Below are 26,357 nucleotides of genomic sequence, written 5' to 3' on the forward strand. Positions count from 1 at the left end.
CAGCATGCCGTCACCCGTTCCCGACGAGCACACCGTCGACGGCGAACACGTCCCGGCGGTGAACAGTTTCCAGGTCGATCTGCGGGGCCTCGTCGACCTGCTCTCCCACCACCTCTACTCCAGCCCGCGGGTCTACGTCCGCGAGCTGCTGCAGAACGCCGTGGACGCCGTCACCGCACGCCGCGCGCACGACGGCGAAGCGCGCATCCGGATCCGGCTGGTCGCCGCCGACGGCGCGGTCCGGATCGAGGACACCGGCATCGGCCTGACCGCCGACGAGGTGCACACCCTGCTCGCCACCATCGGCCGCAGCTCCAAGCGGGGCGGCGAGCACGGGCTGGAGAGCGCCCGCCGCGAGTTCCTCGGCCAGTTCGGCATCGGTCTGCTCGCCTGCTTCGTGGTGGCCGGCCGCATCCGCGTCGTGACCCGGTCCGCCCGCGACCCCCAGGCACCGCCGGTGGAATGGCTGGCCGCCGACGACGGCTCGTACACCGTCCGCACGCTTCCCGACGACGCCCGCCCCGAGCCGGGCACCACGGTCCACCTGGAGCCGCGCCCCGGCGCCGAGGAGTGGACGACACCCGCCCGCGTCGAGGAGCTCGCCCGCGACTACGGCTCCCTGCTGCCCTACGACATCACCTTCACGGGCGACGACGGCAAGTCCCGGCCGGTCACCGACCTGCCCGCCGTCTGGGACCGCGGCCATCCCTCTCCCGCGGCCCGGCGCGTGGCCCTGGCACGGCACTGCACCGAGCTGTTCGGATTCAGCCCGCTCGACTCGATCGACCTCGACCTGCCGCTCGCCGGGATACGCGGTGTGGCGTACGTGCTGCCCGAGCCGACCAGCCCCGCGCACCGCGCCGGGCACCGCGTACACCTCAAGGGCATGCTGCTGACCGACCGGGCCGACAACCTGCTGCCGGACTGGGCGTTCTTCGTGCGCGTCGTCCTGGACACCGACACCCTGCGTCCCACCGCATCGCGGGAGAACCTGTACGACGACGACACCCTCGCCGCCGTGCGGGACGCGCTCGGTGTCCGGGTACGGGACTGGCTGACCGAGCTGGCTGCCGGCGAACCGGACCGGCTGGCCGCGTTCCTGAGCGTGCACCACCTCGGAGTGAAGTCGCTCGCACGGCACGACACCGAGCTGCTGGACCTGATGCTGCCCTGGCTGCCCTTCGAGACCAGCGACGGGCAGATGAACATCGAGGAGTTCGCGGCCGTCCACAGCGAGATCCACTTCACGCGCACCGTCGAGGAGTTCCGGCAGATCGCGCCGATCGCCGCCGCGCACGGCCTCGGCGTCGTCAACGCCGGCTACACCTACGACGCCGACCTGCTGGCACAGGTCCCGGCCGTCCGGCCCGCCGTGAAGGTCGCCGAACTCGACGCCGGTGCCGTGACCGACCGGCTGGACCCGGTCGATGCCGACGCCGAACTGGCCCTCGCCGCCTTCCTGGCCACCGCCCGCACCCGGCTCGACCCGCACGGCTGCGACGTCGCCCTGCGCGCCTTCCAGCCGGTAGGCGTTCCCGCTCTGTTCCTCGACGACCGCCAGGCGCGCCACGAACGCGACCGCGCCACCGCGCAGGAGAACGCCGACAGTCTGTGGAGCGAGATCCTCGGCTCGCTGCGCGGCTCCGCACCCCGCGCCCGGGTGGTCCTCAACCACAACAACCCGCTGATCCGCCGCGTCGCCGGGCTGCCGGACGCCGAACTCACCGGCACCGCCGTCGAGTCGCTGTACGGGCAGGCGCTGTTGATGTCGCAGCGTCCGCTGCGGCCCGCCGACACCCACCTGCTCAACCGGGCCTTCCTCGGCCTTCTGGAGTGGGCCACCCACCCGGCGACCGCCACGCCGGCCGACGACTCCCCGGAGGACCGCGCATGAGTACGACCACCCCCGAGGAGATCCGCTCGGCGTTGTACGAGAACGACGCCTCCCCCAACGGCCCCGTGCGCAACGCCCGCGCGGAGGAACTGGTCGCCGCCGCCGAACGCTGCGGCGACCGCGAGGTCTTCCGGCACGCGCTGTTCTCCCTGATCGACGCCTACGAGTACAGCGCCGAACGCACCCGGATGACGGTGCCCTTCGCCCGCGTACTCCAGGAGTACGACCGCGACCCGGCGGCGTTCGGCAGGCACGAGGTGCGCGGCCTGTTCTGGCGCTTCAAGTGGGTGACCGGCAGCATCCTCGATTCCCCCGACGTGCCCCTCGCGTCGGTGGAGAAGTGGCTCGAGGACATGGAGCGGCGCTACCGCCTGGCGGGTTACAGCGTCCGCGCGGTACGGCAGGCCGAGTACTACCTCGCCGAGGCCGTCGCGGACACCGACCGCGCCGACCGGGCCCTCGCCGCATGGACCGCGGCCGAGCGCGACGCGATGAGCGACTGCCACGCCTGCGAACTCAACGAGCAGGGCACCTACCGGGTGCGCCGCGACGACGACCCGGAGGCGCTGCGGGTGTGGGGACCGGTCCTCGCCGGGCGTGACACCTGCATGGAAGAGCCGCACCGGGTCCTCGCCCACTCGCTGCTCCCCCTGCTCCGGCTCGGCCGGCTCGACGACGCCCGCACGCACCACCTGCGCGGCTACCGCCTGACCCGTGGAAACGAGAGTCTGCTGCGCGAGACCGGCGAGCACATCGAGTTCTGCGCGCTGACCGGCAACGAGGCGCGCGGCCTGGAGATCCTGGCCGCGCACGCCGCCCATCTCGGTCCGCTCGCCGACGTGGAGGCCCGGCTGCGCCTGACCGGCGGCGTCCTCGTGCTGCTGCGGCGCCTCGTGGACCTCGGGCACGGCGAGCAGCCGACCGTCACCCACCAGGGCGAGATGCGGACGGCAGCCGACCTGCACCGACTGCTGCACGCCGAGGCCGCGGCCATCGCCGCGCGGTTCGACGCGCGCAACGGCAACACCGTCGTCTCCGACCGGTTCACCGCCCGGATCACCGCGCAGCCACTGGTCGACGCTCTGCCGCTCGGCGTGCGCAGCGCGCGGCTGCCCGAGCCCGCGGCCGCACGCCCACCGATGCCGGCACCTCACGCCCCGCGGCGCGCACCGGCCGATCCGCTCGACGACCTGCTGGTGCGTGCGCGGGAGCTGCGAGCCGAGGGACACCCGGGCACGCACGCCGCCTGGGACCGGGTCGCGGCCCGGGTCGCCGCCGACGGCACCGAGCCGGACGTCGTCCTGGCGGCCGACCTGCTCGAGCATCGCGCGCGGTGCGCGGCCCTGGCCGGCGCCGCCGAGGCCCGGGACCTGATCGCGGAGAGCGCGCGTGCCCATCACGCGGCCGGCCAGCCCGGCCGCGCCGCTTTCGCCGCGATCCGCGCGGTCAGCGCCGCGGCCTCCTCCGGGGCGGAACCCGACGAGATACGGGCGCTGCTGGAGACCGCCGACCGTGCCGCGGCGGGGCTCGCCGCGGACGACCCCGACCGGGCGCGGCGCATCGCCACCGCACAGTGGCTGCGCATCCGGGTCGAGGCGTACCTGCGGGTGCGGGAGTCCGACCACATCGACGGCCATCCCCACGACGCCGACGCGCGCTACGCCGAGGAGGTGGCCGCCTTCGTGGCGGACCGTACGGCGTGCGCGACGGAGGAGGGTGTGGCCCACCTGCTGGCCGAGGCCGAGACGACGCTCGGCCGGCTCGCCCTGGACCGCGGCGACCCCGCCGCCGAGCGGCTGTTCGCCTCCGCGGCGGAACGCGCCGTCGCCGCGGGTCGGCCGTGGGAGGCCACGGAGCCGCTGACCTCCCGGGCCGGCCTGCTCTTCGCGCACGGGGACGCGGCAGGAGCCGAAACCTGCGCACGTACCGCGCTGGACCACGCCGCCGAGCTGACCGACCCGGAGGAGCAGGGCGCCGTACGTCTCACCCTGGCCGACATCCTGCTGCGACGGGGCGGGGATCCCGAAGAGGCGGCGCGGCACGCCCTCGACGCCGCGCACTGGTTCGACCAGGCCGGACTGGCCGAGGCCGGCGGCGCGCAGGCCCGGCAACTGCTGGCGCGGGCCTACGCGACGGCAGGGCGTACCGCCGAGGCGGCCGAGGTGCTCCAGTCGGCGCTGCCCGATCTGGTGCAGCACGGCGAGGGCCGGGAGGTTGCGGTCCGCGAGACCCTCGGCGGGCTGCTCCTGGCCCTGAACGACCCGCGCGCCGCCGCCGAGCAGTTCCTGCTGGCCGCCGACGTCGCCAAGGGATGGGACGACCCGCGAGGGCAGGCGCAGCTGGCGCACGGGGCCGCCGAGGCGCTCACCCGTGCCGGGCTCGATGACCAGGCCGAGGCGGCCTACGTCCGCTCGCTGGACCTGTGGCGGCAGGCGGGCGACGAGCCGGTGGCCGAGGTGCGGGTGCTCCGTTCGCTGGCCTGGCTGGCGACGCACGACTGGTACGACGAGGACGGGGAGCAGGAAGGGGTGTACGCGGCGCGGGCCGCCGCCGCACTGGAGCGGGCACGCGCCCGGATGGGCGAGGCGTCCGCGGTGCTCGACGCGCACCCGGACGCGCCGCCCCTGCGCTTCGAGCGTGCGCAGACCGCGCAGCAGCTCGCCCGCCTGATCGACCAGTACGCCGACGAGGTCCTCGCGACGCACCCGGACGGGGACGGCGAGGCCGAAAGTGCGCCGGACGGGGACGACCGGGCGGAGTCCGCGCCGGTGCGGGGGCTGCGTGAGGAGGTGCTCGGTCTGTACACCGCTGCGGAGGCCGGTTACGCGGATCTCGGCGGGGAGGCGCTGGAGGAGCGGTTCCAGGTGTGCGCCGGGGCGGCGTGGGCCGCGTTCGAACTGGGCCGGGGCGAGGAGGCCGTGGCACGCGTCGAGTCCTTCGCGGCCGAGCTGGAGCGTCTGCGCGACGGGCAGGACGACGACAGGCAGGACGCCGGCGCCCGGGCGGCGTCCGCGAAGGTGCCGGCGGAACTGCTGAAGCGGGCGGAGACCGTTCTGGACCGTCTCCGGGGCTGACGACGCACCAGCCCTCCGGGGGCGGAGGACCGCCGTCCTCCGCCCCCGGCCGGGCGGTCCCGGCCTGGCGCCGCGCCGTGCCGCACGGGTGCCGGAACCCGGCACCGTAGGGTCGTGACATGCGACTGAGCACGTGCATCCTCCCGGTCCACCGCTGGCACGAGGGAGGCCGGGAACGGTGGACGCGCGCCGAGGAACTCGGCTTCCACGCGGCCTACACCTACGACCACCTGTCCTGGCGGGTCCCCTTCCGGGACGGCCCCTGGTTCGGGGCGATGCCCACCCTGACCGCCGCGGCCGGTGTCACCTCCCGGCTGCGCCTCGGCACTTTGGTGACCTCGCCGAACTTCCGCCACCCCGTCACCCTCGCCAAGGAGCTGCTGTCCCTCGACGACGTCAGCGGCGGCCGCGTGACGCTGGGCGTCGGCGCCGGCGGCACCGGCTTCGACGCCACCGCGCTCGGCCAGGAGCCGTGGACGCCGCGCGAACGGGCCGACCGGTTCGCGGAGTTCGTCACCCTGCTCGACCAATTGCTGACCGGTGACGCGACCACGTACCGCGGCACGTACTACTCCGCGCACGAGGCGCGGAACATTCCCGGCTGCGTACAGCGCCCCCGGCTGCCGTTCGCCGTCGCCGCCACCGGGCCCCGCGGCCTGCGGCTCACCGCCCGTTACGGACAGGCGTGGGTGACGACCGGGGATCCCAAGGTCGCCTCCGCCCCCGACGCCACCCCTCAGGCGTCGCTCGCCGCCGTCGAACGGCAGGTCGCACGCCTCGGGGAGACCTGCGCCGAGGAGGGACGCGACCCGGCCGACCTGCACCGGATCATGCTCGTCGGCTTCACTCCCGACCCGCTGCTCGACTCCGTCGACGCCTTCGTGGACTTCGCCGGGCGGCACGCGGCGGCGGGCATCGACGAGGTCGTGCTGCACTGGCCGATCCCCGGCACCCGCTTCGAGGCCGACCCGGACGTGTTCGCCCGCATCGCCACCGAGGCCCCCGCCCAGCTCTGACGGGGGCGCGCGGGCGGTCAGCGGGTCCTGGCGGCCAGGCGGCTCTCGTCGATGCGCTCTTTGGCGAGGTAGTACAGCACCGCTCCGGCGCGCAGCGGGGCGTCCCACGGCGGGCTGACCTTCATGGAGCCGTCCTGCCGCACGGCGATCACCGTGGCGCCGAAGTCGCGGCCGAACCGCTGCTGGCAGGCGCCGAACTGCTGCCCGCCCAGGGCCTCCGGCAGCCGCACCGAGTAGGTGTTGCCCTCACCGCGGCTGCTCATCAGGTCCGCGTACACCTCGGTGATACCCGGATCGAGGGCCTCCTCGGTCAGCAGGTTCGGCACGTGCCACTGCACGCACTGGACCGTCGGGCTCACGTACCGCAGGTGCGCGGCGCGGTTCATGTCGTGCAGCGCCGCCACCATGTGCACCTCCGGACGCAGGTGGTCGACGGCGACGGCCAGGGCGAGCGCCTCGTTGTCCTCCCGGGCGTCGATCACCACCGTCGCGGCACGGTCCACGCAGGCCCGTTTCAGCACGTCCGCGTCGCGCAGGTCGCCGCGCACGAACAGGACGCCGTCCTGCTCCGGCATCGGATGCTGCGGCACGTCGTCCCAGGCGCACAGCACGAGTTCACGGACGCGTTCCTCCAGCAGCAGCTCCTGGACGATCCGCTCGCTGCGGCCCGGGTGGTAGCCGAGGATGACGATGTGGTCTGCGAGGTCGAGAGCGACGACGCCCTTCATGCGCTTCCCCCTGACGGACTGGATGTGGCTCGCCAGCTCGGTGAAGAGGATGGTGAGAGTGGCGATTCCGCCGACGATGACATAGCCCCCGACCACGTGACCGGCGCCCGTCTCCGGGAAGAAGTCGCCGTATCCGACCGTCGAGCCGGTGACCAGGAAGTACCACCAGTAGTTCTGCGGCTCGGTGATCGCGTTCGACCCGGGCTCGGCCAGCCACATCGCCAGCCAGCTGGTGCCGAACACGAACAGGCCGACCACGAGCGCCGCCCGCCACCCGTGCACGCGGGAGCGCAGGGCCTGGACGAACCGGGCGACGAGGATCGGCACGTGCGGCTCCAGGTGGCCGGAGGGGAATCGGGGAGGGCAGCCTACCGGTCGGAGTGTGCGCGACCCCACCCTGGGACGGTGCGGGGAACCCCTCGCTTATTACCCGCTGGTAAGTCATGATGGCGGCCGACGACGGACGCGGCAGGGGGGGAGACGGCGGTGACGGCTCCGGAGAAGCGGACCACGGTGCACACGTTCCGGGACGACGCCCTCGGCGAGCACGACGCCGTCGGGCTCGCCCAGGCGATACGGCGCGGCGAGGTCGGCGCGGCCGAGGTGGCGCGGGACGCGGCGGCGCGGGTCGGGGACGCCCGCGCCCTGAACGCCGTCCAGGCGAACCTCGACGTCCCGGCCCGCTCGCCCGGCGGTGGCGGCGCGTTCGCCGGGGTGCCCAGCCTCGTCAAGGACAACATCGACTACCTGGGGCTGCCGACCGGGCACGGCAGCGGGGCGTTCGTGCCGCGGATCGCACGGCGGCACGCGCCGTTCGGCGAGCAGTTCCTGAGCACCGGTGTCACGGTGCTGGGCAAGACCAGGCTGCCGGAGTTCGGCTTCAACGCGACCACCGAGTTCGAGGACGAGGAACCCGTCCGCAACCCCTGGCACACCGCCTACTCCGCGGGCGGCTCGTCCGGCGGCAGTGCGGCGCTGGTCGCGGCCGGCGCGGTGCCGGTCGCGCACGCCAACGACGGCGGCGGATCCATCCGCATCCCGGCCGCCTGCTGCGGACTGGTCGGGCTCAAGGCCACCCGCGGCCGCCTCGTGGCGAACGAGCAGAGCAGGCCGCTGCCGATCGACGTCGTCAACGACGGCATCGTGAGCCGTTCCGTACGCGACACCGCCGCGTTCCTCGCCGCCGCCGAGACGCACTGGCGCAACCCCAAGCTGCCGCCGCTCGGCCTGGTCGAAGGGCCCTCCGAGCGGCGGCTGCGCATCGGGCTGCTCGCCGAGTCGCCGACCGGCGTCCCGATCGACGCCCCCACCGGGGCAGCCGTGACGGAGACGGCCGCCGCGCTGGAGAGGCTGGGACACACCGTCGAACCGGTGCGCGTCGCCGTGGACCCGCGGTTCACGCAGGACTTCCTGACCTACTGGGGCATGCTGGCCTTCCTCATCGCCGTCACCGGGCGCAGGCTCGGCACCGGCTTCGACCACCGCCGCATGGACGGGCTCAGCCGGGGCCTGCGCGCCGACTACCTCCGGGCCATGCACCGGACGCCGGCCGTGCTGCGACGCCTCAAGCGGTCCCGGGAGGGCTACGCGGCGGCGTTCCGCGGCCTCGACCTCATCCTGAGCCCCGTCCTCGCCCACACCACGCCCCGGCTCGGCAGGCTCAGCCCCGCCGTCCCGTACGACACGCTCATCGAGCGGATCACCGCGTACGTGGCCTTCACCCCGCTGAACAACGTGGTGGGCACGCCGTCGCTCTCCCTGCCCGCCGCCAGGGCGACGGACGAGGGGCTGCCGATCGGGGTCATGTTCTCCGCCCGGCCGGGCGACGAACGCGCCCTGCTCGACGTCGCCTTCGCCCTGGAGGCCGACCGGCCCTGGCGGCGCATCCAGGACGTCGTCCCCGCCGGCTGATCCGGACCGGCCGGCGCGCGGGTCACGCCTGACGGGGTGGTGCCGGCCGCCCTTCGGGCTCGCGCATCCGCAGGTAACGGGGCGGCACGGCCTCGGTGAGCCACACGCCGTTGCCGCTCAGCCGGAAGGTGTGGCCGTCGCGGTGCATCTCCCCAGCGGCCACCGCCAGCACGAGCGGGCGGCCCCGGCGCGCACCGACGCGTTGGGCGGTCTCCCGGTCCGGGGAGAGGTGCACGTCGTGGCGGCTCATCGGGCGCAGGCCCTCGGCGCGGACGGCGTCCAGGAAGCGGGCGACCGTGCCGTGGTAGAGCCACTCCGGTGGCTCGGCGTCGGGCAGCCCGAGATCGACCTCGACCTCGACCGAGTGGCCCTGTTGGGCGCGGATGCGGTCGCCGACGGCGTCGAGGGCGAACCGCTGCTTGTCGTTGGCGGCCACCACGTGTTCCAGCTCGGCGCGGGTGAAGGGGAAACCGTGGTCGGCGGCGGCCCGCAGCAGCACCTCGACCGGGGTCCAGCCGTGCGTGTCGAGGACGAGGCCGATCCGGCCGGGATCGTGGCGCAGATGCCGTGAGAGGTACTTCGAGATGCGCACGTCGCGCTGAGGGTTCACCGGCCCCAGCCTGCCGTGCCGCAACCGGTCCGGCACCTGCTTTTCCGGGCGGCGGACGGGCTGTGCGGGGTCCCGTGCCGATGTCAGTGGCTGCTGGGACGATGCGGGGATGGAGAGCCGAGCCGCCGTCATCGCCGACCAGACCACCGAACACATCACCACCGACCGCGTCACCGACCGCATCAGTGACCGCATCACCGACTACTGGGACGCCGCCGCCACGACCTACGACGAGGAGCCGGACCACGGCCTCCGCGACGCCGGGACGCGGGATGCCTGGGCGCGGCGGCTCCTGGAGTGGGTGCCGGGGCCGGCCGGTTCGGTGCTGGACGCCGGCTGCGGCACGGGCTCGCTGTCGCTGCTGCTGGCGGAGGCCGGGCATGTGGTCACCGGAGTCGACGCGGCGCCGGGGATGGTGTGGCGGGCCCGGGAGAAGGCGGAGACGGCCGGTGTGCGGGCGCGGTTCCTGCTGGGCGAGGCGGGCGACCCCCCGGTCGGTGACCGGACCTTCGACACCGTGCTGGCGCGGCACGTGGTGTGGACGCTTCCCGACCCGCACCGGGCGCTGCGGCGCTGGGTCTCCCTGCTGCGGCCCGGGGGGCGGCTGGTGCTGGTCGAGGGCCGCTGGCGGCAGTCCGCGGCCACCGACGCCGCGCCGTACGTCGCGGGAGCGGCGCGGGCGCTGCCGTGGCACGGGGGACTGGGTGCGGAGGAACTCGCCGAGGCGGTCAGCCCGTTGGTCACCGCCGTCCGGACGGTGCCGCTGAGCGGCGAGGCCGCGCTGTGGGGCCGTCCGGTCGACGACGAGCGTTACGCACTGGTCGCCGACGTGTGACGCAGGGCCGGGGGCGCGGTGCCGCCCCCTGCCCCAGCGCAGGGAAGGCGCGTCACCGGGCATGCGCGGGCGCGCTCGTGCGTGTCGTAGGCGCGCGAGGCGGCGACGCGGGGCGCCGCCTCGGGCGGCGGGGCAGAGCTCCCGTACGCCTGCGGGACGGTGGCGCCGCCCGCCGCAGCGGCCACCCCTCGTCCACGACACGACGGGCCAGACGCAGGCGACCGGTCGGAGTCAACGGGGCGTTGCGGTGGGGCACGAGGGCCTCCTGGCGTTCGGCGTAGATAATCCACACCGGAACCAGAAGGCCCTCACCTCATGCAAGACCACAAGCAGCGCGTCGCCGCTCACCAACGCGCCGGAACAACGCACCTAGTGTCGGCGTCGCTGCGTGAGGTCGTCCATCATCCGGGCGGCCGCCTCACGTTCCGTCGCCGCGGCCACGAACGCCGCGGCGTTCTCCTCGCCGACCAGGTCGCGGACGCGGGCGACCGTCGCCGCGGGGAGGTGGACGGGTGTCGTCCGCCCGTCCTGTGGCTCCCGCTCCTGTGGCTCCCGCTCCTGTGATTCTCGTGACGACGGTGGGGCGTCGGCTTCCGTCCGGCCGCCGCCCTCGGCCGCGCCGGTCCCCGCGAAGCCCGCCATCGGTGGGCCGGCCGCGTCCGGCCGTCCCGTCGCCGTCCGCAGGTGGGCCCGGAGGGTGCGGGCGGAGAGCACCTGCATGGCGCGGGCGAGTTCCGCGTCGACCGCCTGCCGGGCCAGCGGGCGCAGCCGGCGCACCAGACCGGCCACCTCCGCCGCCTCCGCGTCCGTCGGCGGGCCGCTCCCCGCCAGGTAGTCGGCGAAGACGTGCCGGTCCGCGAAGGTCAGGAACCGCTCGGCGATGTGCTCGACCTGGGTGCGCAACTCCCGCAGGTGCCCGGCGACCGCGGACAACGGCACCCCTGCCGCGTGCAGCTCGGCCGCCACCGCGAGCTCCTGCGGGCTGGGGACGACGTACACGTCCTCGCCCGCGTCCTCCTCCGCGTCCCCCGGGGCGGGAACCAGTACCCCCAGGCGTACGGCCTCCCGCACGGCCGCCTCGTCGGGCGTGCCGCCGAACAGGGCGTCCAGCTCGCGCCGGGTGAGCCGCTGCGGCTCCTCGTCGCTCCACGGACCGGCCACCTCCGCCGCCAGCCCCAGCACGCCGCTCAGCCCGCGGCCGGAGTCCCACGCCTCCAGCAGCTCGCGGATCGAGGCCAGCGTGTAGCCCCTGTCCAGGAGTTCCGCGATCTGCCGCAGCCGCAGCAGGTGCGCGTCCCCGTACAGGTTTGCCCGGCCGCGCCGCTCGGGCCGGGGCAGCAGCCCCCGGTCGGCGTAGGACCGGATGGTGCGGACGGTGGCGCCGCTCAGATGCGCCAGGTCCTCGATCCGGTAGGTGGCAGCCGACGCCTTCTCGTCGACCGATCCCGTCCCGTCGCCGCTCGCGGCCCCGCTGCCGCTCCCGCCGGTCACTTGAGCGGCCGGACCCGGGCTATCGCCCGCAGCGCACGCGGATACATCCGGGCGAGCAGGTGCGCGGTGCGCGCCTCGGGAGTCACCGGCACGACCGGCCGGTTCTCCGCCACAGCCCGCAGCACCGCCGACGCGACCCGCTCCGGCGGGTAGTTGCGCCGCGCGTACCGCCGTGTCGTCCGCTCCCGCAGCCGCTCCTGCTCCTCGGCGTCCACGCCCGTGAAGCGGGCCGTCGCGGTGATGTTGGTGGTGACGAAGCCCGGGCAGACGGCGGAGACCCCGATGTCCTGGCCGGCGAGTTCGGCGCGCAGGCACTCGCTCAGCATCAGCACGGCCGCCTTGGACGTGCAGTACGCGGGCAGTGCGCGCGAAGGCTGGAAGGCGGCGGCGGAGGCGGTGTTGACGATGTGGCCGCCCTGCCGGCGGTCCGCCATCTGCCGGCCGAACGTCCGGCAGCCGTGGATGACCCCCCACAGGTTGACGTCCAGCACGCGCTGCCAGTCCTCCACCCCGGTGTCGAAGAAGCCCCCGGAGACGCCTATCCCGGCGTTGTTGACCAGCACGTCGACCGTGCCGTGCTCGGCCGCGGTCTTCGCCGCCAGCTCCTCCATCGCCGTGCCGTCGGCCACGTCCACGACCTCGGCCCACGCTTCCTTGGCACCGCTCTGCCGGGCGAGTTCGGCGGTACGCGCGGCCGTGGCCGCGTCCCGGTCGACGGCGATCACGCGTGCCCCCGCGGTGGCGAACGCCAGGGCCGTCGCCCGGCCGATCCCGCTGCCCGCACCCGTCACCAGCACCAGCTGCCCGGCGAACCGGTCGGCGTACGGCGCCGGGCGCCGCCTTCGCGGGACGACGCCCGCCCGGGCGCCGCCCCGGGCGGCGATCGCCCCCGACGGCGCGGCCCCGCCCGACTCGACGGAGGCGTCCGATTCCACGGAGCCGCCCGACTCGACGGCGTCGACGAAGTCCCCCACCCAGGAGGCGATCCGGTCGGGCCGGGTGCGCGGCACCCAGTGCTTGGCGGGCAGCGTCCGGCGCGTCAGGTGCGGAACCCAGCGCTCCAGACCGTCGTACAGCGCCTCGCTGAGAAAGGCGTCACCGGTCGGGGTGATGAGCTGGACAGGCACGTGCGCATGGCAGTCCTCCCGCGGCCGCCGCAGGCGGGACCGCACGTTGTCCCGGTAGAGCCATGCGCCGTGCGCGGCGTCCCTCGGCAGCGAGGCGGTCGGGTAGGCCCCGCGCGGCACCTTCTCCGCCCGCTCGAGCAGCCGGGGCCAGGCCCGCCCGAGCGGCCCCTTCCACGCCAGCTCCGGCAGCACCGGGGTGTGCAGCAGGTACACGTACCAGGACTTGGCTCCCTGCCCGAGCAGTTGCCCGACGCGACGCGGCGTCGGGTGTGCGACGCGCTGCCTGATCCAGTGGCCGAAGTGGTCGAGCGAGGGCCCGGACATCGAGGTGAAGGACGCCACCCGCCCCCGCGTCCGCGACACCGTGACGAACTCCCAGCTCTGCACCGAGCCCCAGTCGTGCCCCACCAGGTGGACGGGACGGTCCGGGCTCACCGCTTCGGCCACCGCAAGGAAGTCGTCGGTGAGCTTCTCGAGCGTGAAGCCCCCGCGCAGCGGCCCCGGGGCGCTGGAACGGCCGTGGCCGCGCACGTCGTACAGCACCACGTGGTAGCGCTCGGCCAGCCGGGGGGCGACGTCCGCCCACACCTCCTTGCTGTCCGGATACCCGTGCACCAGAAGGACGGTCGGCAGCTCCGGGTCGCCCAGCTCCGCGACGGCCAGCTCGACGCCCTCCCGCGTCACGACCCGCCGCTCCTTCCCGGCGACCCGCCCGTTGCCGGCCCTCCGCAGCGCGTCCTGCCCGTGCTGCCCGTCCTGCCCGTCCTGCGCCATGGCTTCCCCTCCCTGCCCCGCCTGAACTGACACCATCGAATGTGACAACGTCCGATGGCTGCGTCAAGGCTCCGCCCCACCCTGTGGATACCGCCGGTAACACCAGCGCCTCCGCCCACCGGACCCCGAGCAGGTGCCCTCCCCCGGAAGCAGACCCCTAGTGGGCCGTCCGCCTCCGGTACGACCCCGATCCCGCCCTCCAGGGGGACGTGACACGCCCCACACCGCCACTACCGTCGTCTCCGTGACTGTGATCGCTACCCAGAGCCTGACCAAGCGGTACCCACGGGTGACCGCTCTCGACCGGCTGACGATGGACATCACACCGGGCGTGACAGGCCTGGTGGGTGCCAACGGAGCCGGCAAATCGACCCTGATCAAGATCCTCCTCGGTCTCGCCCCGGCCACCGAGGGCACCGCGAGCGTGCTCGGCCTCGACGTCTCCCGCGAGGGCGCCGCGATCCGCGAACGCGTCGGCTACATGCCCGAACACGACTGCCTGCCGCCCGACGTCTCGGCCACCGAGTTCGTCGTCCACATGGCACGGATGTCCGGCCTCCCCGCCACCGCGGCCCGCGAGCGCACCGCCGACACCCTGCGCCACGTCGGTCTCTACGAGGAGCGCTACCGCGCCATGGGCGGCTACTCGACCGGCATGAAGCAGCGGGTCAAACTCGCCCAGGCACTCGTCCACGACCCCCAGCTCGTCCTGCTCGACGAGCCCACCAACGGGCTCGACCCCGTCGGCCGGGACGACATGCTCGGCCTCATCCGCCGCGTCCACACCGACTTCGGCATCTCGGTGCTGGTCACCTCGCACCTGCTCGGCGAACTGGAACGCACCTGCGACCACGTCGTCGTCATCGACGGAGGAACGCTTCTGCGCTCCTCCTCCACCGCCGACTTCACCCAGAGCACCGCCTCGCTGGCCGTCGAGGTCACCGACACCGACACCCACCCCGACGGCACCGCCGCACTCCGCGACGCCCTCACCAAGGCCGGACTCACCGTCCGCGCCCCCGGTGCGCCGGGAGCCCCCGGAAGCGGACACCTGCTGCAGGTCGACGTCGTCGACGGCGCCACGCACGACGTCGTCCGCGACGCCGTCGCCGACCTCGGCATCGGCCTGATCCGCATGGAACAGCGCCGCCACCGCATCGCCGAGGTCTTCACCGAGAGCCCCGAACAGCACGCCGAAGGGCCCCCCGGTTCACACACCGGCCGGAACACCGGGCAGCCCACCGGCCCCGCCCCCGGCACCGACACGCGCACGCCCGAATTCGCGGCGGCCCGCCCGCAGGAAGGACACAGCGGCGATGTCGCCTGAGACCCGAAACCCCACCCCCGCCTCCGCCCCTGCCTCCGCCCCCGCGGCGGACGTGATCCACAACATCGGCTACCGCCACTACGACGGCCCGCGCCTCGGCCGCGCCTACGCCCGCCAGTCGCTGTTCGTCCACTCGCTGCGCGGCGCCTACGGCCTCGGCCGGACGGCCAAGTCCAAGGTCCTGCCGATGATCCTGGCGGCCTCGATGGCCTTCCCGGCCCTCATCATGGTCGCCGTCACCGTCGTCACGGGCGCCGGCGAACTCCCCGTCGCCTACACCGAGTACGCCCTGTTCCTGCAGCCCGTCGTCGGCATCTTCGTCGCCGCCGCCGCACCCCAGGCCGTCTCCCTCGACCTGCGGTTCAAGACCACACCCCTGTACTTCTCCCGCCCCATCGAACGTCGCGACTACGTGAGCGCCAAGTACGCCGCCCTCACCGCCGCGCTGTTCGCCTTCACGGCCACCCCGGTGCTCCTGCTGTACGTCGGTGCGCTGCTCGCCGAGCTCGACTTCACCGACCAGACCCTCGGGTTCGCCAAGGGCCTGTTGTTCTCCGCCCTGTTCGCGGCCCTGCACGCCGGCATCGGCCTCTTCCTCGCCGCCCTCACCCCGCGCCGCGGCTTCGGCATCGCCACCGTCATCGCCGTGCTGACCATCCCCTACATGCTGGTCTCCGCACTCCAGGGCACCGCCTACGGCCAGAACGCCCCCGAACTCATCGGCTGGCTCGGCCTCGGCTCCCCCGGCACCCTCATGGCCGGCTTCCAGCAGGCCGTACTCGGCGGCCCCTCCGCCTTCCCCGGCGCCGTCGACCTGACCGCCGCCGAAGGCACCGGCTACGTGCTGCTCATCGCCGTCCTCATCGCCGGCACCTACGCCCTCCTGCTGCGCCGCTACCGAAAGGCCGGGCTGTGACCACCCTCCAGATCGACCACGTCTCCCGCTGGTACGGCAACGTCGTCGCCGTCAACGACATCACCATGACGATCGGCCCCGGCGTCACCGGCCTGCTCGGCCCCAACGGCGCGGGCAAGTCCACCCTCATCCACATGATGAGCGGCTTCCTCCCGCCCTCCAGCGGCACCGTCACCCTCGACGGCGCCACCGTCTGGCGCAACCAGGACGTCTACCGCGAGATCGGGCTCGTCCCCGAGCGCGAGGGCATGTACGACTACCTCACCGGCGGCGAGTTCGTCCTCGCCAACGCCGAACTGCACCGCCTCCGTGACCCGCGCGCCGCCGCCCGCAACGCGCTGGCCACCGTGGAGATGGAACACGCCGCCGACCGCCGCATCAGCACCTACAGCAAGGGCATGCGGCAGCGCGTCAAAATGGCGTCCGCGCTCGTCCACGACCCGTCCGTGCTGCTGCTCGACGAGCCGTTCAACGGTATGGACCCCCGCCAGCGCATGCAGCTCATGACCCTCCTGCGGCAGATGGGCGACCAGGGCCGCACGGTGCTCTTCTCCTCCCACATCCTGGAGGAGGTCGAGCAACTGGCCTCGCACATCGAGGTGGTGGTCGCCGGACGGCACGCCGCCAGCGGCAACTTCCGCAAGATCCGCCGCCTGATGACCGACCGCCCGCACCGCTACCTCGTCCGCTCCAGCGACGACCGCGCCCTGGCCGCCGCCCTCATCGCCGACGGCTGCACCTCAGGCATCTCGTTCGACGCCGACGAACGCGCCCTGCGCATCCAGGCCGTCGACTTCACCCGTTTCACCGAGCTGCTCCCCCGCGTCGCGCGGCAGCACGGCATCCGGCTCCAGGAGGTCTCGCCCTCGGACGAGTCCCTGGAAAGCGTCTTCTCCTACCTCGTCGCGGCCTGAAAGGAGCAGACGACATGAGCAACCTCTACGACCCCACGGTCGCCCGCCTCACCTTCCGGGCCCTCCTCGGCCGCAAACGCGGCCTGATCCTCACCGCCCTGCCCGCGCTGCTGCTCCTCGTCGCCGTCCTCGTACGCGTCCTGGTCGGCGCCGACGACCAGCTGACCGCCGAGCTCCTCGGCGGCTTCGCCCTCTCCGCGATGGTCCCGCTCATCGGCGTCATCGCCGGCACCGGAGCCATCGGCCCGGAGATCGACGACGGCTCCGTCGTCTACCTGCTCGCGAAGCCGCTCAAGCGCTCCACCATCATCCTGACCAAGCTGTACGTCGCCGTCGGTGTCACCGTCGCCTTCTCGGCGGTGCCCACGCTGCTGGCCGGCTTCGTCCTCAACGGCAACAGCCAGCAGCTCGCGGTCGCGTACGCCGTAGCCGCCGCCGTCGGCTCCCTCGCCTACAGCGCGCTGTTCCTGCTGCTCGGCGTCGTCACCCGGCACGCCGTCGTCATCGGCCTGGTCTACGCCCTGGTCTGGGAGGCCGTCGTCGGCAACATCATCGCCGGCGCCCTCACCCTGTCCGTCCAGCAGTGGTCCCTCGCCGTCGCGCAGGAGATCGGCGGCGAAGGCCTCGTCACGTCCGAGGTCGGCCTGACGCTCGCGGTGATCCTGCTCGCCGTCGTCACGGTGGGCGGCACCTGGTGGGCGGGGCAGAAGCTCCGCACCCTCACCCTCGCGGGCGAGCAGTAACCCCCGCCGGCACCTTCCCGGTCGGCCGACGCCGGGGACTGCGACACCTCACCGTCGCGGCCCCGGCGTCTGCCGTTCCTCCGCGCGCGCGGGCCGGTCCGCACGGGGCCTTCTGCTCGCCCGGAACAGCTCGAAGCCCACTCGTTCGGGCTCGGGCGGCGGTGCGGGGACGGCCGCCCCCTCCGCCCGGCACTCGGGACACAGGTCCCCCTCCATGCCCGGCCTCGGGGTGAACAGCAACGACTGGGTGTGTTCGCCCCGGCACTCCCGCATCCGGGCCACCCTCGGCTCCGGGCGCGGCGCGGCCGGAACGGCGGGCGGGACGTCCGGCAGCGCATGCCGCAGCCGCCAGCGCAGCACGCCCACCGGCGACCGCACGTCGCCGCCCAGCCCTCCGGTCAGCGCCCGGCGGATCTCCTCGGCGCTCAAGTCGCTCTGCAGCCACGGCACCAGGAGCGGCGCCAGGTCGCGGATCACCCGTGCGGGCATCGCCAGCCGGCGGTCCGCGAACACCAGGGTGCGCAGGAACGCCTCGGCCGCCGCCCGCCGCCTGCGTCCCGGTTCGCGTGCGGCCGGTACCTGTTCGCCCGATGCCTGCTCGGTGGGTCGGGTGGTGTTCTCCCTGATGTTCTTCCTTGGTTGACGGCCGTCCGTCCGGCCCGTCGGCTCACCGACGGTCGGAGAACCGGCACCCGGCGGCGACGGCTCGGCGCCGTGCTCCCGACCGTCCCGCAACGCCAGTGCCTCCGCAGGTGTCAGCACGACGTTGGACACCAGCTGCACGGTCCGGAACCGGCCACTCTCGACCCGCACCCGCCACTCGTGCACGTAGCCCTCGTCCAGCAACTCGCGTTTGGCGCGCTGGAACGCGGTCTTCCGGATACCGGCCCGACGAGCCGTCTCACTGAGGCACTGCCGGTCGTCGGCCGTGAGGGAGAGCTGCCACGCCAGCAGCGTCTTGGCCGCCGGGGACAGGCGGGGATGGCGCACGATGGCGTGCGGGATCTGCGTGAAGGCACGTGGGGGCGCGTTAACATTCCGGAGCATCCAGGGACTCCTGTGAAGTCTTTCGTGGGTGTAGGGCCCCAGCCGGTGCTCTAACACCGGCTGGGGACCGCCTCTTTCGGTCGAGGCGACCCCGTCGAGGGGCACACTACCTCCTCTTGTGACCGTGCGATGACCGCTTGTTGCGCAGTGTGATAATCACTCCCATGCCCGCAGGTGGGCCCACACGGTCTTGCCGATCTCCCGGTCGCGCACGCCCCACCCGTCGGAGAACGCGGCCACCAGCGCGAGCCCGCGCCCCGACTCGGCGGCGCCGCCCGGGTCTTCTGGCGCCGACGCGGGCGGCCATCGGTCGCCCGCGTCCGACACCTCGACGGTCAGCAACTTCGCCAGGTCGTACGTCACCCGCAGCTCGACCAGCCGACCCGGCACGAGGCCGTGCCGCACGGCGTTGGTGACCAGCTCCGAGACGACCAACTCCGCCGAGGCCACCCCGTCTTCCCCCACGCCCCACTCCGTCAGCACGTCCACCACGTGATGCCGGGCCGCCGTGACGCTGCGCGGCGTCGACGGATACCGCCGCCACCACACGAACGACGCGACGGAGGGAGAGGTCTCATCACTTTCCGGTTTCATGTCACCAGATTCGCCACGAGCGGCTACGTTCGGTAGTAGTCGCATGTCAACGGGGTCGATCGTTGAGCCCGACCCGGCCCGCGTTGAGAGGCGTTGAGACGAGTTGAAGGGGGTGAGCGCGGATGGCACCCGGCATGAAGGTGGTCTCCCCGGCCGGCCAGTACTTCGCGGAGGTCGTGCGGCTGCTGCGGGTCAGGGCCGGCCTGTCCCAGAACGAACTGGGCACACGCATGAACTACACCGGCGCAGCCGTCAGCGCGGTCGAGACCTGCGCCAAACCGGCCACCGACGGCTTCATCGATGCCGCCGAACACGCCCTGGACGCCGGAGGCGTCATCGGCGCGGCGGGCAAGCATCTCCGTCTGGAGCGGTATCCCGAGTATTTCCAAGGCTTCGTGCAACTCGAACAGGACGCCTTGAGCGTCATGTCCTGGTGCACGCAGGTGATCCATGGCCTGCTTCAGACAGAGGGCTACGCCAGGGAAGTGCTGCGATGTGGGTTCCCGCCGCTCGATGAGGAGGAGATCGGGGTGCTCACGGCAGCTCGTCTGGAGCGAGCGGCTCTCCTCTCACGGAAGCCGGTCTGTGTCGTGGACGTCGTGCTCGACGAGGTAACCCTGCGCCGTCACTTGGGCGGTTCTGGAACGATGAAGGAGCAGTACGCACATCTGCTTGCATGTGCTGAACGCCCCAACGTGACGTTGCAAGTGATGCCGTTCGCAAGGGGAGCCAGTGCAGGCCTGCGTGGACCGATGACGTTGATCGAGACTCCCGACAGTGAGCGTCTGGTCTACATGGAGGGCAATGACAGGAGCAACCTCGTCTCTCGGTCGGATGAAGTCGGTGTCCTCGGGCGCCGTTGTGCCATGATCAGGACGCAAGCCCTCCGACCGGAGGAATCTCTCAGTCTCATCGAGCAGTTGGCGGGAGAACTATGAGCGAGCTGATCTGGCGCAAGAGCACCTACAGCGACTCGGGGGGCGGCGAGTGCGTGGAAGTCGCGGTCGAGTGGGCGAAGAGCAGCTACAGCGACTCCAGCGGCGGCGAGTGCGTCGAGGTCGCGGCGGGCCAAGTGGCCGTACACGTCCGGGACTCGAAGGACATAGCCGGGCCGACGCTGTGCCTGACTCCGCACGCCTGGCACGGCTTCCTCGGCTCGCTGCGGTAGGCCCCGCTACTTCACGCGCACGGGCCGTTCGAAGAACGTCTCCAGGACGACCGTCGCCTGCGTGCCGCTGACGCCCTCGATCTCGTACAGCCGCCGCAGCACGTCCTGCAGTTGCCCGGTGGACGCCGTGCGCACCTTCACCAGCACCGACGCGCTGCCCGCGATGACGTGCGCCTCCTGGACCTCGGGCACGTCCGCGAACCGTTCGGCCGAGTCGCCCATCCAGGACGTCGACTCGACCATCACGTACGCCAGCACGCCGGCGTTCACGGCCTCCGGGTCCACGTCGACCGTCGTCCGGCGGATCACGCCGCGCTCGCGCAGCTTGCGCACCCTCTCGTGGGCGGCCCCGGCCGACAGCCCGACGGCCTCGCCCAGCTTGGCGTACGGCGTCAGCGCGTCCCGCTGCAACTCCGTCAGCAGCGCGCGATCCATCTCGTCCACAGTTCTCCGTTCGGTGTTCCTCGCCTCTCACTGTATGACATCCTGCATATCGCACGATCGGGTGATGGTGGTTCGGAGGGGATCTCCTGTGACGGTAGAACGACTCCCGCTGTACGAGTGTCTCGACGAGCGCTTCCGTACCGGGCGCTGCATGGTCGGCGACGACGACCTGGAGGTCCTGCACACCGGTTCCCGCTGGGCCGAGGGCCCGCTCTACCTCCCCGCCTGGCGGCAGCTGATCTGGAGCGACATCCCCAACGACCGGATGCTCCGCTGGGACGAGGAGACCGGCGCGGTCGGCGTCTTCCGCCGCCACGCGGGCCACACCAACGGCAACACCCTCGACGCCGAGGGGCGCCTGATCACCTGTGAACAGGGCAACCGGCGCGTGACCCGCACCGAGCACGACGGAACGCTCACCGTGCTGGCCGACCGCTGGCAGGGGAAGCGCCTCAACAGCCCCAACGACGCTGCGGTGAAGTCCGACGGCGCCGTCTACTTCTCCGACCCCGACTTCGGCATCACCAGCGACTACGAAGGCCACCGTGCGGACAGCGAGATCGGCGCGAACCACGTCTACCGCATCGACCCCGTGACGGGTGGCGTGGAGGTAGTCGCGGACGGCTTCGGCGCTCCGAACGGACTGGTCTTCTCGGCGGACGAACGGCGGCTCTTCGTGTCCGACACCCGCGCCGGCTTCATCCGGGTCTTCGACGTGCGCGACGACGGCTCGCTGTCCGACGGCGAGGTCTTCGCCGAAGCGGCGAAGCGGCCGCACGCGCGGTTCGACAACCTGCGCTTCGACTCCGCCGGACGGCTCTGGGCCGCTGCCATGAGCGACGGCGTGCACTGCTACGACCCCGACGGCACACTCATCGGCCGCCTCAACGTGCCGGAACCGGTCTCCAACCTCTCCTTCGGCGGCCCGAAGCGGAACCGGCTTTTCATCACCGCCACGACCTCGCTCTACTCCCTGGTGACCGGTGTGAAGGGCATCCACCCCACCGGCCCGGGGCGACCGCGGTGGCAGTGACGCCGTGAACCGCCGTGGTGAGCCGCCGGGGTGCGAGTGCTGGAGGGGCCTCGCACCCGACGCGGGGGATTCGCGGTGCGGGGCGCCCTGAGGACCGCGCGCCCCGCACCGCGAAGGGGTCAGCCCTCCCTGCGTCGCCGGACCGGTTCGACACCGGTGGCGCGCATGACGTGGTCGAGGTCGGTGCGCATGCCGCGCATCTCCTCACCCATGTCGGCGGTCCGACGGCTCATCTCACAGACCAGCCGCTCGGTGTTCACCATGCGCCGGTCGATCCGCTCCATCCGGACCGACATGCGGTGGATCACCGGACCCAGCTCCTGGAACATCGCGCCGATGTCCCCGACAGCCGACTCCAGCTTGGCCACGCGCGGTTCCAGCGCGGCGGAGACGGAGGAGGACTCACGTGGCCCGGGGACGGCTGCCTTCTCGACGTCGAGAAGGTACGCGCGGACCCTCCGCGCGACCTCGCTGTCCCGCAGCAGCATCGCCACGTTGAGCACCGTGCGGCGCGTGTACACAGCCAGGCTGTTGCGCTGCTGTGGATAACTTTCTGCGGCTGCGGATGAGACCTTCAAGTTGAAGGTCTCATATTCTCGCAGCTCAGAGCCGCGCAGGACTCTCAGACCGCTCTCCGAGAGTTCATCGCGGAAGCGATGTGCCAAGTTGTACACAGCCTTCTCGCTCACCTCGAAGTACGCGGCGACGTCCCGCGTCGTCGCGTGGACGCCGTCCGGCGCGAGGGCCAGCGTCTTCACCTTGTCGAGGACCTCGACGTGGTGGCTCATGCCGGAGCGCGCCGAGCGCGACTCCAGCAGGACGGATTCGGAGTACATGAAGCGACCCCTCCCGGGGCTCGTACGGACAGGACGATGACGCCCCACTCACCCGGGGGCCGCTCGGGTGTCCGTATCCAGGAGCCAGGAGCGGAGATCAGCTCATCCGGTCACGTACTGCACCACCGGCGAGAACGGGCTCGAACCCGCCTCCGCCGGCCACCGCCACTTCACACACTCTCGTCGCCACACACTCGGGTCGCCTCCGCGCAGACTGTGCAACGAGCGGACAGTCGTACGGTTACGCCGCGCGTGTGCGAAGCGCCGTCACTGGGCGAGGAGCTTCTCCAGGACGAGGGCGATGCCGTCGTCCGCGTTCGACGTCGTCACCTCGTCGGCGACGGACCGCAGCTCCGGGTGGGCGTTCTCCATCGCCACGCCGTGCGCGGCCCAGCCGAACATGGGGATGTCGTTGGGCATGTCGCCGAAGGCGATCGTCTGCGAGGCGTGCACGCCCAGCCGCCGGGCGGCCAGCGAGAGGCCCTTGGCCTTGCTGAGGCCGAGCGGAAGGACCTCCACGATGCGCGGCCCGGAGACGGTGATGCTCACCAGGTCGCCGGCGGCCTCGCGGGCTGCACGGCCCAGGTCGTCGTCGCTGAGCGTCGGGTGCTGGATGTACAGCTTGTTCAGCGGCTCGGCCCAGGCGTGGGCCATGCTCTCCAGCGGCACGGACGGCAGCAGTCCCTCGCCCTCCCCGTAGCCGGGGCCGATCAGCACCTGGCCGTCCACGCCGTCACGGGAGACGGCGAGCGCCAGCGGGCCGACGGCGTCCTCGATCCGCGCGAGCGCCAGCTCGGCCAGCCGCCGGTCCAGGGTGACCGAGGTGAGCATGCGCCGTTCGCCCGCGTGGTAGAGCTGCGCGCCCTGCCCGCAGACGGCCAGGCCCTCGTGACCCAGCATCTCCAGCACCGGACGCGTCCACGGCACCGAGCGGCCGGTCACCACCAGGTGCGCCGCACCGCGCGCGCAGGCCGCCTCGAGGGCGGCCCGCGTGCGCGGGGAGACGGTCTCGTCGGGGCCCAGCAGCGTGCCGTCGAGATCCGTCGCGATCAGCTTGTACGGGAAGGGCGTGGGGGAGGCGGTCACGTGGCGACCGGCTCCAGCACCTCACGTCCGCCCAGATACGGCCGCAGCACCTCGGGCACCCGCACCGAACCGTCGGCCTGCTGGTGGTTCTCCAGCAGCGCGACGATGGTGCGCGGCACCGCGCACAGCGTGCCGTTGAGGGTGGCGAGCGGGCGGGCCTTGCCGCCCTCGCCGCGCATCCGGACCGCCAGCCTGCGGGCCTGGAACTCGTTGCAGTTGGACGCCGAGGTCAGCTCACGGTACTTGCCCTGCGTCGGGATCCACGCCTCGCAGTCGTACTTGCGCGAGGCGGAGGCGCCCAGGTCGCCGGTGGCCACGTCGATCACCTGGAAGGGCAGGCCCAGCGACGTCAGCCACTGCTTCTCCCAGTCCAGCAGGCGCTTGTGCTCGGCCTCGGCGTCCTCCGGCGCGACGAAGGAGAACATCTCCACCTTGTCGAACTGGTGCACGCGGAAGATGCCGCGGGTGTCCTTGCCGTAGCTGCCGGCCTCGCGGCGGAAGCACGGCGAGAAGCCCGCGTAGCGCAGCGGCAGCCGGCCGCCGTCCAGGATCTCGTCCATGTGGTACGCCGCGAGCGGCACCTCCGAGGTGCCGACGAGGTACAGGTCGTCCTGCTCCAGGTGGTAGACGTCCTGTGCGGCCTGGCCGAGGAAGCCGGTGCCCTCCATGGAGGCGGGCTTGACCAGTGCCGGGGTCAGCATCGGGGTGAAGCCGGCCTCGGTGGCCTGCGTGAGAGCGGCGTTCACCAGGGCCAGTTCCAGCAGGGCGCCGACGCCGGTGAGGTAGTAGAAGCGCGAGCCGGAGACCTTGGCGCCGCGCTCCATGTCGATCGCGCCGAGCAGGCCGCCCAGCTCCAGGTGGTCGCGCGGGGTGAAGCCCTCGGCGTCGAAGTCGCGCTTCTCGCCGAGGGTCTCCAGGACCGTGAAGTCCTCCTCGCCGCCGACCGGGACGTCCGGGTGCACCAGGTTGCCCAGGCGCAGCAGCAGCTGCTGGGCCTCGGCCGCGGCCTCGTCCTGCTCGGCGTCGGCGGCCTTCACGGCGGCGGACAGCTCGCGGGTGCGCTCCAGCAGGGCGGTCTTCTCCTCGCCCTGCGCCTTGGCGACCTGCTTGCCGAGCTGCTTCTGCTCGGCTCGCAGTTCGTCGAAGCGGACGCTGGAGGACCGGCGGCGCTCGTCGGCGGAGAGGAGGGCGTCGACGAGGTCGACGTCCTCTCCTCGGGCACGCTGGGAGGCGCGCACACGGTCGGGGTCCTCGCGAAGCAGTCGAAGGTCAATCACGCCGTCAGACTACCCGGCCCGACCTCCCGCGATCGACCTGAAATCCCTTTCCCTCCCGCTATGTCCCATTCGGGGCAAATAGGGAAACTCGGGAATCCCGGTAATCGTGGCGCGCAGTGGGGCGAGGCGGAATTCCCGACAGGGGCTGCCGCCCCCCAGTGGGCTCTCGGGGGCGGGCTCACCCCTGAGTTATCCACAGCGCGAGGGGGTGCTCGCTGAATTGTCCACAGGCGGGACGGGTCGAGCTGTGGACAATTCAAGATCCCTCGTCGGCGCCTTCCGGGGCACGTGGAATTCCTGTTTCAAACCCCGGATACCCACTCATTCGAGCGGGATTGACTCACCCTTGAGGGTTGATCACAGGAATTGAGGTGACGTACGCTCGCGTGCCACCGTGTGGGTGACTCTGAGGTCTCCATGCGGTTTTGTCGACAGTGTCCGATTCGCGTGTCGACTTGTGCACAGGCGGAACGGAGCATCGGACTCCGCCTGTGGATAACTCTGTGGACAAGTCAGCGCGTCCCAGGCCGCAGCGCCGGGGCGGCTACGGACGGCCGTCGAGGCACCTCGTCAGCCAGTCGGCGGCGGCCACGAACTCCTCGTCCGTCGTCCCCGGCCGCAGCGTCGGCCGCACCTCGTCCGCGCGCGGGTACGAGCCGAGGAACCGCACCTGCTGACAGGCCCGCTTGAGCCCCATCAGCACGTCCCCGACCCGGCGGTCCGCCACGTGCCCCTCGCAGTCGACCGAGAAGCAGTACCGGCCGATGCCCTCCCCGGTCGGACGCGACTCGATGCGCATCATGTTGACTCCGCGCGCCGCGTACTCCTGGAGCAGCTCCAGCAACGCACCCGGGTGGTCCTCGCGCAGCCACATCACCACCGACGTCTTGTCGGACCCGGTCGGCGCCGACGGCCGCGCCGGGCGGCCGACCAGCACGAACCGCGTCTGCGCGTTCTCCGCGTCGTGGATGTCCGTGACCAGCGGCTCCAGCCCGTACGTCGCCGCGGCGAACTCCCCGGCGAACGCCCCGTCGAACCGCCCCTCCTGCACCAGCCGGGCACCGTCTGCGTTGGAGGCGGCCGACTCCCACTGGGCCTCCGGCAGATGGCGCGCCATCCACTTCCGCACCTGCGGCTGCGCCACCGGGTGCCCGGTCACCGTCTTCACCGCGTCCAGCGTGGTGCCGGGCCGGACCAGCAGCGCGAACGCGATGGGCAGCAGCACCTCGCGGTAGATCATCAGCGGCTCGCCGCTCGCCAGCTCGTCCAGGGTGGCGGTCACCCCGCCCTCCACCGAGTTCTCGATCGGCACCAGCGCCGCCGCCGCCTCACCCGCGCGTACGGCGTCCAGTGCGGCCGGGACCGAGACCATCGGCACGAGTTCGCGCGTCGCGGCTTCGGGAAGCGTGCGCAGGGCCGCCTCGGTGAAGGTCCCCTCGGGACCGAGATAGGTGAAACGGCTCGCGGGTGACGGTGACATGCAGCACAGCGTAGTGCGGCGAAAAGGGGCGA

Annotated in this window: 23 protein-coding genes; 12 read left to right on the forward strand and 11 right to left on the reverse strand. The window is 72.6% G+C overall.

Translation table 11 applies throughout. The features are described from left to right. Positions 1–4: 4 nt before the first annotated feature. From K304_RS0122425 to K304_RS0122435, 3 genes are all read left to right on the forward strand, one after another. On the forward strand, positions 5–1,894 hold the full coding sequence (locus tag K304_RS0122425; protein ID WP_027765544.1) for an HSP90 family protein: 1,890 nt from the start codon (positions 5–7) through the stop codon (positions 1,892–1,894). Further along, positions 1,891–4,968: a hypothetical protein gene (locus K304_RS30705; protein ID WP_037791480.1), complete on the forward strand. Its 3,078-nt coding sequence runs from the start codon at positions 1,891–1,893 to the stop codon at positions 4,966–4,968. The genes K304_RS0122425 and K304_RS30705 overlap by 4 nt, the downstream gene beginning before the upstream one ends. 119 nt (positions 4,969–5,087) lie before the next feature. Further along, on the forward strand, positions 5,088–5,984 hold the full coding sequence (locus K304_RS0122435; RefSeq protein WP_027765545.1) for an LLM class flavin-dependent oxidoreductase: 897 nt from the start codon (positions 5,088–5,090) through the stop codon (positions 5,982–5,984). Between the two features lie 17 nt (positions 5,985–6,001). Here K304_RS0122435 and K304_RS0122440 read toward each other — a convergent pair whose 3' ends face one another. Continuing rightward, positions 6,002–7,039 carry an ion channel gene (locus K304_RS0122440; RefSeq protein WP_027765546.1) on the reverse strand — a complete coding sequence of 346 codons (1,038 nt, stop codon included), beginning with the start codon at positions 7,037–7,039 and terminating at the stop codon, positions 6,002–6,004. A gap of 159 nt (positions 7,040–7,198) precedes the next feature. On the opposite strand from K304_RS0122440, the gene K304_RS0122445 reads away from it, so the two are divergent. Next, complete coding sequence (locus K304_RS0122445; protein ID WP_027765547.1) at positions 7,199–8,623, forward strand: amidase; 1,425 nt, start codon at positions 7,199–7,201, stop codon at positions 8,621–8,623. Positions 8,624–8,645: 22 nt separating this feature from the next. On the opposite strand, the gene K304_RS0122450 is transcribed toward K304_RS0122445, so the two are convergent. Then, a complete protein-coding gene (locus K304_RS0122450) occupies positions 8,646–9,233 on the reverse strand; it encodes an RNA 2'-phosphotransferase (protein WP_027765548.1) in 588 nt (195 codons plus the stop codon). 109 nt (positions 9,234–9,342) lie between these two features. Here K304_RS0122450 and K304_RS0122455 point away from each other — a divergent pair, with 109 nt between their 5' ends. Then, positions 9,343–10,068, forward strand: coding sequence for a class I SAM-dependent methyltransferase (locus tag K304_RS0122455; RefSeq protein WP_051308721.1), 726 nt, complete (start codon positions 9,343–9,345; stop codon positions 10,066–10,068). Positions 10,069–10,437: 369 nt separating this feature from the next. Here the strand turns inward: K304_RS0122455 and K304_RS0122460 are convergent, their stop codons facing one another. Further along, the gene (locus tag K304_RS0122460; protein WP_078529535.1) at positions 10,438–11,559 is read right to left on the reverse strand and encodes a MerR family transcriptional regulator; all 1,122 of its coding nucleotides are present in this window, start codon (positions 11,557–11,559) and stop codon (positions 10,438–10,440) included. Then, entirely contained in the window at positions 11,556–13,460 is a 1,905-nt protein-coding gene (locus tag K304_RS0122465; RefSeq protein WP_078529537.1) for an SDR family oxidoreductase, read from the reverse strand. The genes K304_RS0122460 and K304_RS0122465 overlap by 4 nt, the downstream gene beginning before the upstream one ends. 250 nt (positions 13,461–13,710) lie before the next feature. Between K304_RS0122465 and K304_RS30710 the strand changes: the two genes are divergently transcribed. The 4 genes from K304_RS30710 to K304_RS0122485 are packed head-to-tail and all read left to right on the forward strand — an operon-like array spanning position 13,711 to position 17,360. Beyond that, complete coding sequence (locus K304_RS30710) at positions 13,711–14,787, forward strand: ABC transporter ATP-binding protein (RefSeq protein ID WP_078529539.1); 1,077 nt, start codon at positions 13,711–13,713, stop codon at positions 14,785–14,787. After that, positions 14,777–15,703, forward strand: a complete 927-nt coding sequence (locus tag K304_RS0122475) for an ABC-2 transporter permease (protein ID WP_027765552.1) — start codon at positions 14,777–14,779, stop codon at positions 15,701–15,703. Before K304_RS30710 ends, K304_RS0122475 begins: the two co-directional genes overlap by 11 nt. Next, complete coding sequence (locus K304_RS0122480) at positions 15,700–16,617, forward strand: ABC transporter ATP-binding protein (protein ID WP_027765553.1); 918 nt, start codon at positions 15,700–15,702, stop codon at positions 16,615–16,617. Before K304_RS0122475 ends, K304_RS0122480 begins: the two co-directional genes overlap by 4 nt. Before the next feature lie 14 nt (positions 16,618–16,631). Next, positions 16,632–17,360 carry an ABC transporter permease subunit gene (locus K304_RS0122485; protein ID WP_027765554.1) on the forward strand — a complete coding sequence of 243 codons (729 nt, stop codon included), beginning with the start codon at positions 16,632–16,634 and terminating at the stop codon, positions 17,358–17,360. A gap of 48 nt (positions 17,361–17,408) precedes the next feature. Here K304_RS0122485 and K304_RS30715 read toward each other — a convergent pair whose 3' ends face one another. Then, positions 17,409–18,407, reverse strand: a complete 999-nt coding sequence (locus K304_RS30715) for a hypothetical protein (protein ID WP_051308722.1) — start codon at positions 18,405–18,407, stop codon at positions 17,409–17,411. A gap of 156 nt (positions 18,408–18,563) precedes the next feature. Then, a complete protein-coding gene (locus tag K304_RS0122495) occupies positions 18,564–19,001 on the reverse strand; it encodes an ATP-binding protein (protein WP_051308723.1) in 438 nt (145 codons plus the stop codon). A 122-nt stretch (positions 19,002–19,123) separates the two neighbouring features. Between K304_RS0122495 and K304_RS0122500 the strand changes: the two genes are divergently transcribed. Together K304_RS0122500 and K304_RS0122505 are read left to right on the forward strand one after the other, a co-directional pair. Continuing rightward, positions 19,124–19,939, forward strand: coding sequence for a Scr1 family TA system antitoxin-like transcriptional regulator (locus K304_RS0122500; RefSeq protein WP_051308724.1), 816 nt, complete (start codon positions 19,124–19,126; stop codon positions 19,937–19,939). Continuing rightward, positions 19,936–20,169, forward strand: a complete 234-nt coding sequence (locus tag K304_RS0122505) for a DUF397 domain-containing protein (RefSeq protein WP_027765557.1) — start codon at positions 19,936–19,938, stop codon at positions 20,167–20,169. Before K304_RS0122500 ends, K304_RS0122505 begins: the two co-directional genes overlap by 4 nt. 6 nt (positions 20,170–20,175) lie before the next feature. On the opposite strand, the gene K304_RS0122510 is transcribed toward K304_RS0122505, so the two are convergent. Continuing rightward, positions 20,176–20,613: an Lrp/AsnC family transcriptional regulator gene (locus K304_RS0122510; RefSeq protein ID WP_027765558.1), complete on the reverse strand. Its 438-nt coding sequence runs from the start codon at positions 20,611–20,613 to the stop codon at positions 20,176–20,178. 151 nt (positions 20,614–20,764) lie between these two features. Between K304_RS0122510 and K304_RS0122515 the strand changes: the two genes are divergently transcribed. Further along, entirely contained in the window at positions 20,765–21,646 is an 882-nt protein-coding gene (locus K304_RS0122515; RefSeq protein ID WP_486591799.1) for an SMP-30/gluconolactonase/LRE family protein, read from the forward strand. Positions 21,647–21,765: 119 nt separating this feature from the next. Here the strand turns inward: K304_RS0122515 and K304_RS0122520 are convergent, their stop codons facing one another. From K304_RS0122520 to pheA, 4 genes are all read right to left on the reverse strand, one after another. Further along, a complete protein-coding gene (locus K304_RS0122520) occupies positions 21,766–22,482 on the reverse strand; it encodes a hypothetical protein (RefSeq protein ID WP_027765560.1) in 717 nt (238 codons plus the stop codon). Between the two features lie 267 nt (positions 22,483–22,749). Beyond that, positions 22,750–23,568, reverse strand: coding sequence for an HAD family hydrolase (locus tag K304_RS0122525; protein WP_027765561.1), 819 nt, complete (start codon positions 23,566–23,568; stop codon positions 22,750–22,752). Further along, entirely contained in the window at positions 23,565–24,845 is a 1,281-nt protein-coding gene (gene serS, locus K304_RS0122530; RefSeq protein ID WP_078529543.1) for a serine--tRNA ligase, read from the reverse strand. Before serS ends, K304_RS0122525 begins: the two co-directional genes overlap by 4 nt. 544 nt (positions 24,846–25,389) lie before the next feature. After that, positions 25,390–26,325 (reverse strand): prephenate dehydratase, encoded by a 936-nt coding sequence (pheA, locus tag K304_RS0122535; RefSeq protein ID WP_037791483.1) that lies wholly within the window; start codon positions 26,323–26,325, stop codon positions 25,390–25,392. Positions 26,326–26,357 lie beyond the last annotated feature (32 nt).

This window comes from Streptomyces sp. CNS606 (assembly GCF_000426325.1).

What these genes read in the sequence shown, in the direction of transcription:
- K304_RS0122425 (WP_027765544.1), top strand. Translation starts at nt 5, where the DNA reads ATGCCGTCACCCGTTCCCGACGAGCACACCGTCGACGGCGAACACGTC.
- K304_RS30705 (WP_037791480.1), top strand. Translation starts at nt 1,891, where the DNA reads ATGAGTACGACCACCCCCGAGGAGATCCGCTCGGCGTTGTACGAGAAC.
- K304_RS0122435 (WP_027765545.1), top strand. Translation starts at nt 5,088, where the DNA reads ATGCGACTGAGCACGTGCATCCTCCCGGTCCACCGCTGGCACGAGGGA.
- K304_RS0122455 (WP_051308721.1), top strand. Translation starts at nt 9,343, where the DNA reads ATGGAGAGCCGAGCCGCCGTCATCGCCGACCAGACCACCGAACACATC.
- K304_RS0122465 (WP_078529537.1), bottom strand. Translation starts at nt 13,460, where the DNA reads ATGGCGCAGGACGGGCAGGACGGGCAGCACGGGCAGGACGCGCTGCGG.
- K304_RS0122475 (WP_027765552.1), top strand. Translation starts at nt 14,777, where the DNA reads ATGTCGCCTGAGACCCGAAACCCCACCCCCGCCTCCGCCCCTGCCTCC.
- K304_RS0122485 (WP_027765554.1), top strand. Translation starts at nt 16,632, where the DNA reads ATGAGCAACCTCTACGACCCCACGGTCGCCCGCCTCACCTTCCGGGCC.
- K304_RS30715 (WP_051308722.1), bottom strand. Translation starts at nt 18,407, where the DNA reads ATGCTCCGGAATGTTAACGCGCCCCCACGTGCCTTCACGCAGATCCCG.
- K304_RS0122495 (WP_051308723.1), bottom strand. Translation starts at nt 19,001, where the DNA reads ATGAAACCGGAAAGTGATGAGACCTCTCCCTCCGTCGCGTCGTTCGTG.
- K304_RS0122500 (WP_051308724.1), top strand. Translation starts at nt 19,124, where the DNA reads ATGGCACCCGGCATGAAGGTGGTCTCCCCGGCCGGCCAGTACTTCGCG.
- K304_RS0122505 (WP_027765557.1), top strand. Translation starts at nt 19,936, where the DNA reads ATGAGCGAGCTGATCTGGCGCAAGAGCACCTACAGCGACTCGGGGGGC.
- K304_RS0122515 (WP_486591799.1), top strand. Translation starts at nt 20,765, where the DNA reads ATGGTCGGCGACGACGACCTGGAGGTCCTGCACACCGGTTCCCGCTGG.
- K304_RS0122520 (WP_027765560.1), bottom strand. Translation starts at nt 22,482, where the DNA reads ATGTACTCCGAATCCGTCCTGCTGGAGTCGCGCTCGGCGCGCTCCGGC.
- pheA (WP_037791483.1), bottom strand. Translation starts at nt 26,325, where the DNA reads ATGTCACCGTCACCCGCGAGCCGTTTCACCTATCTCGGTCCCGAGGGG.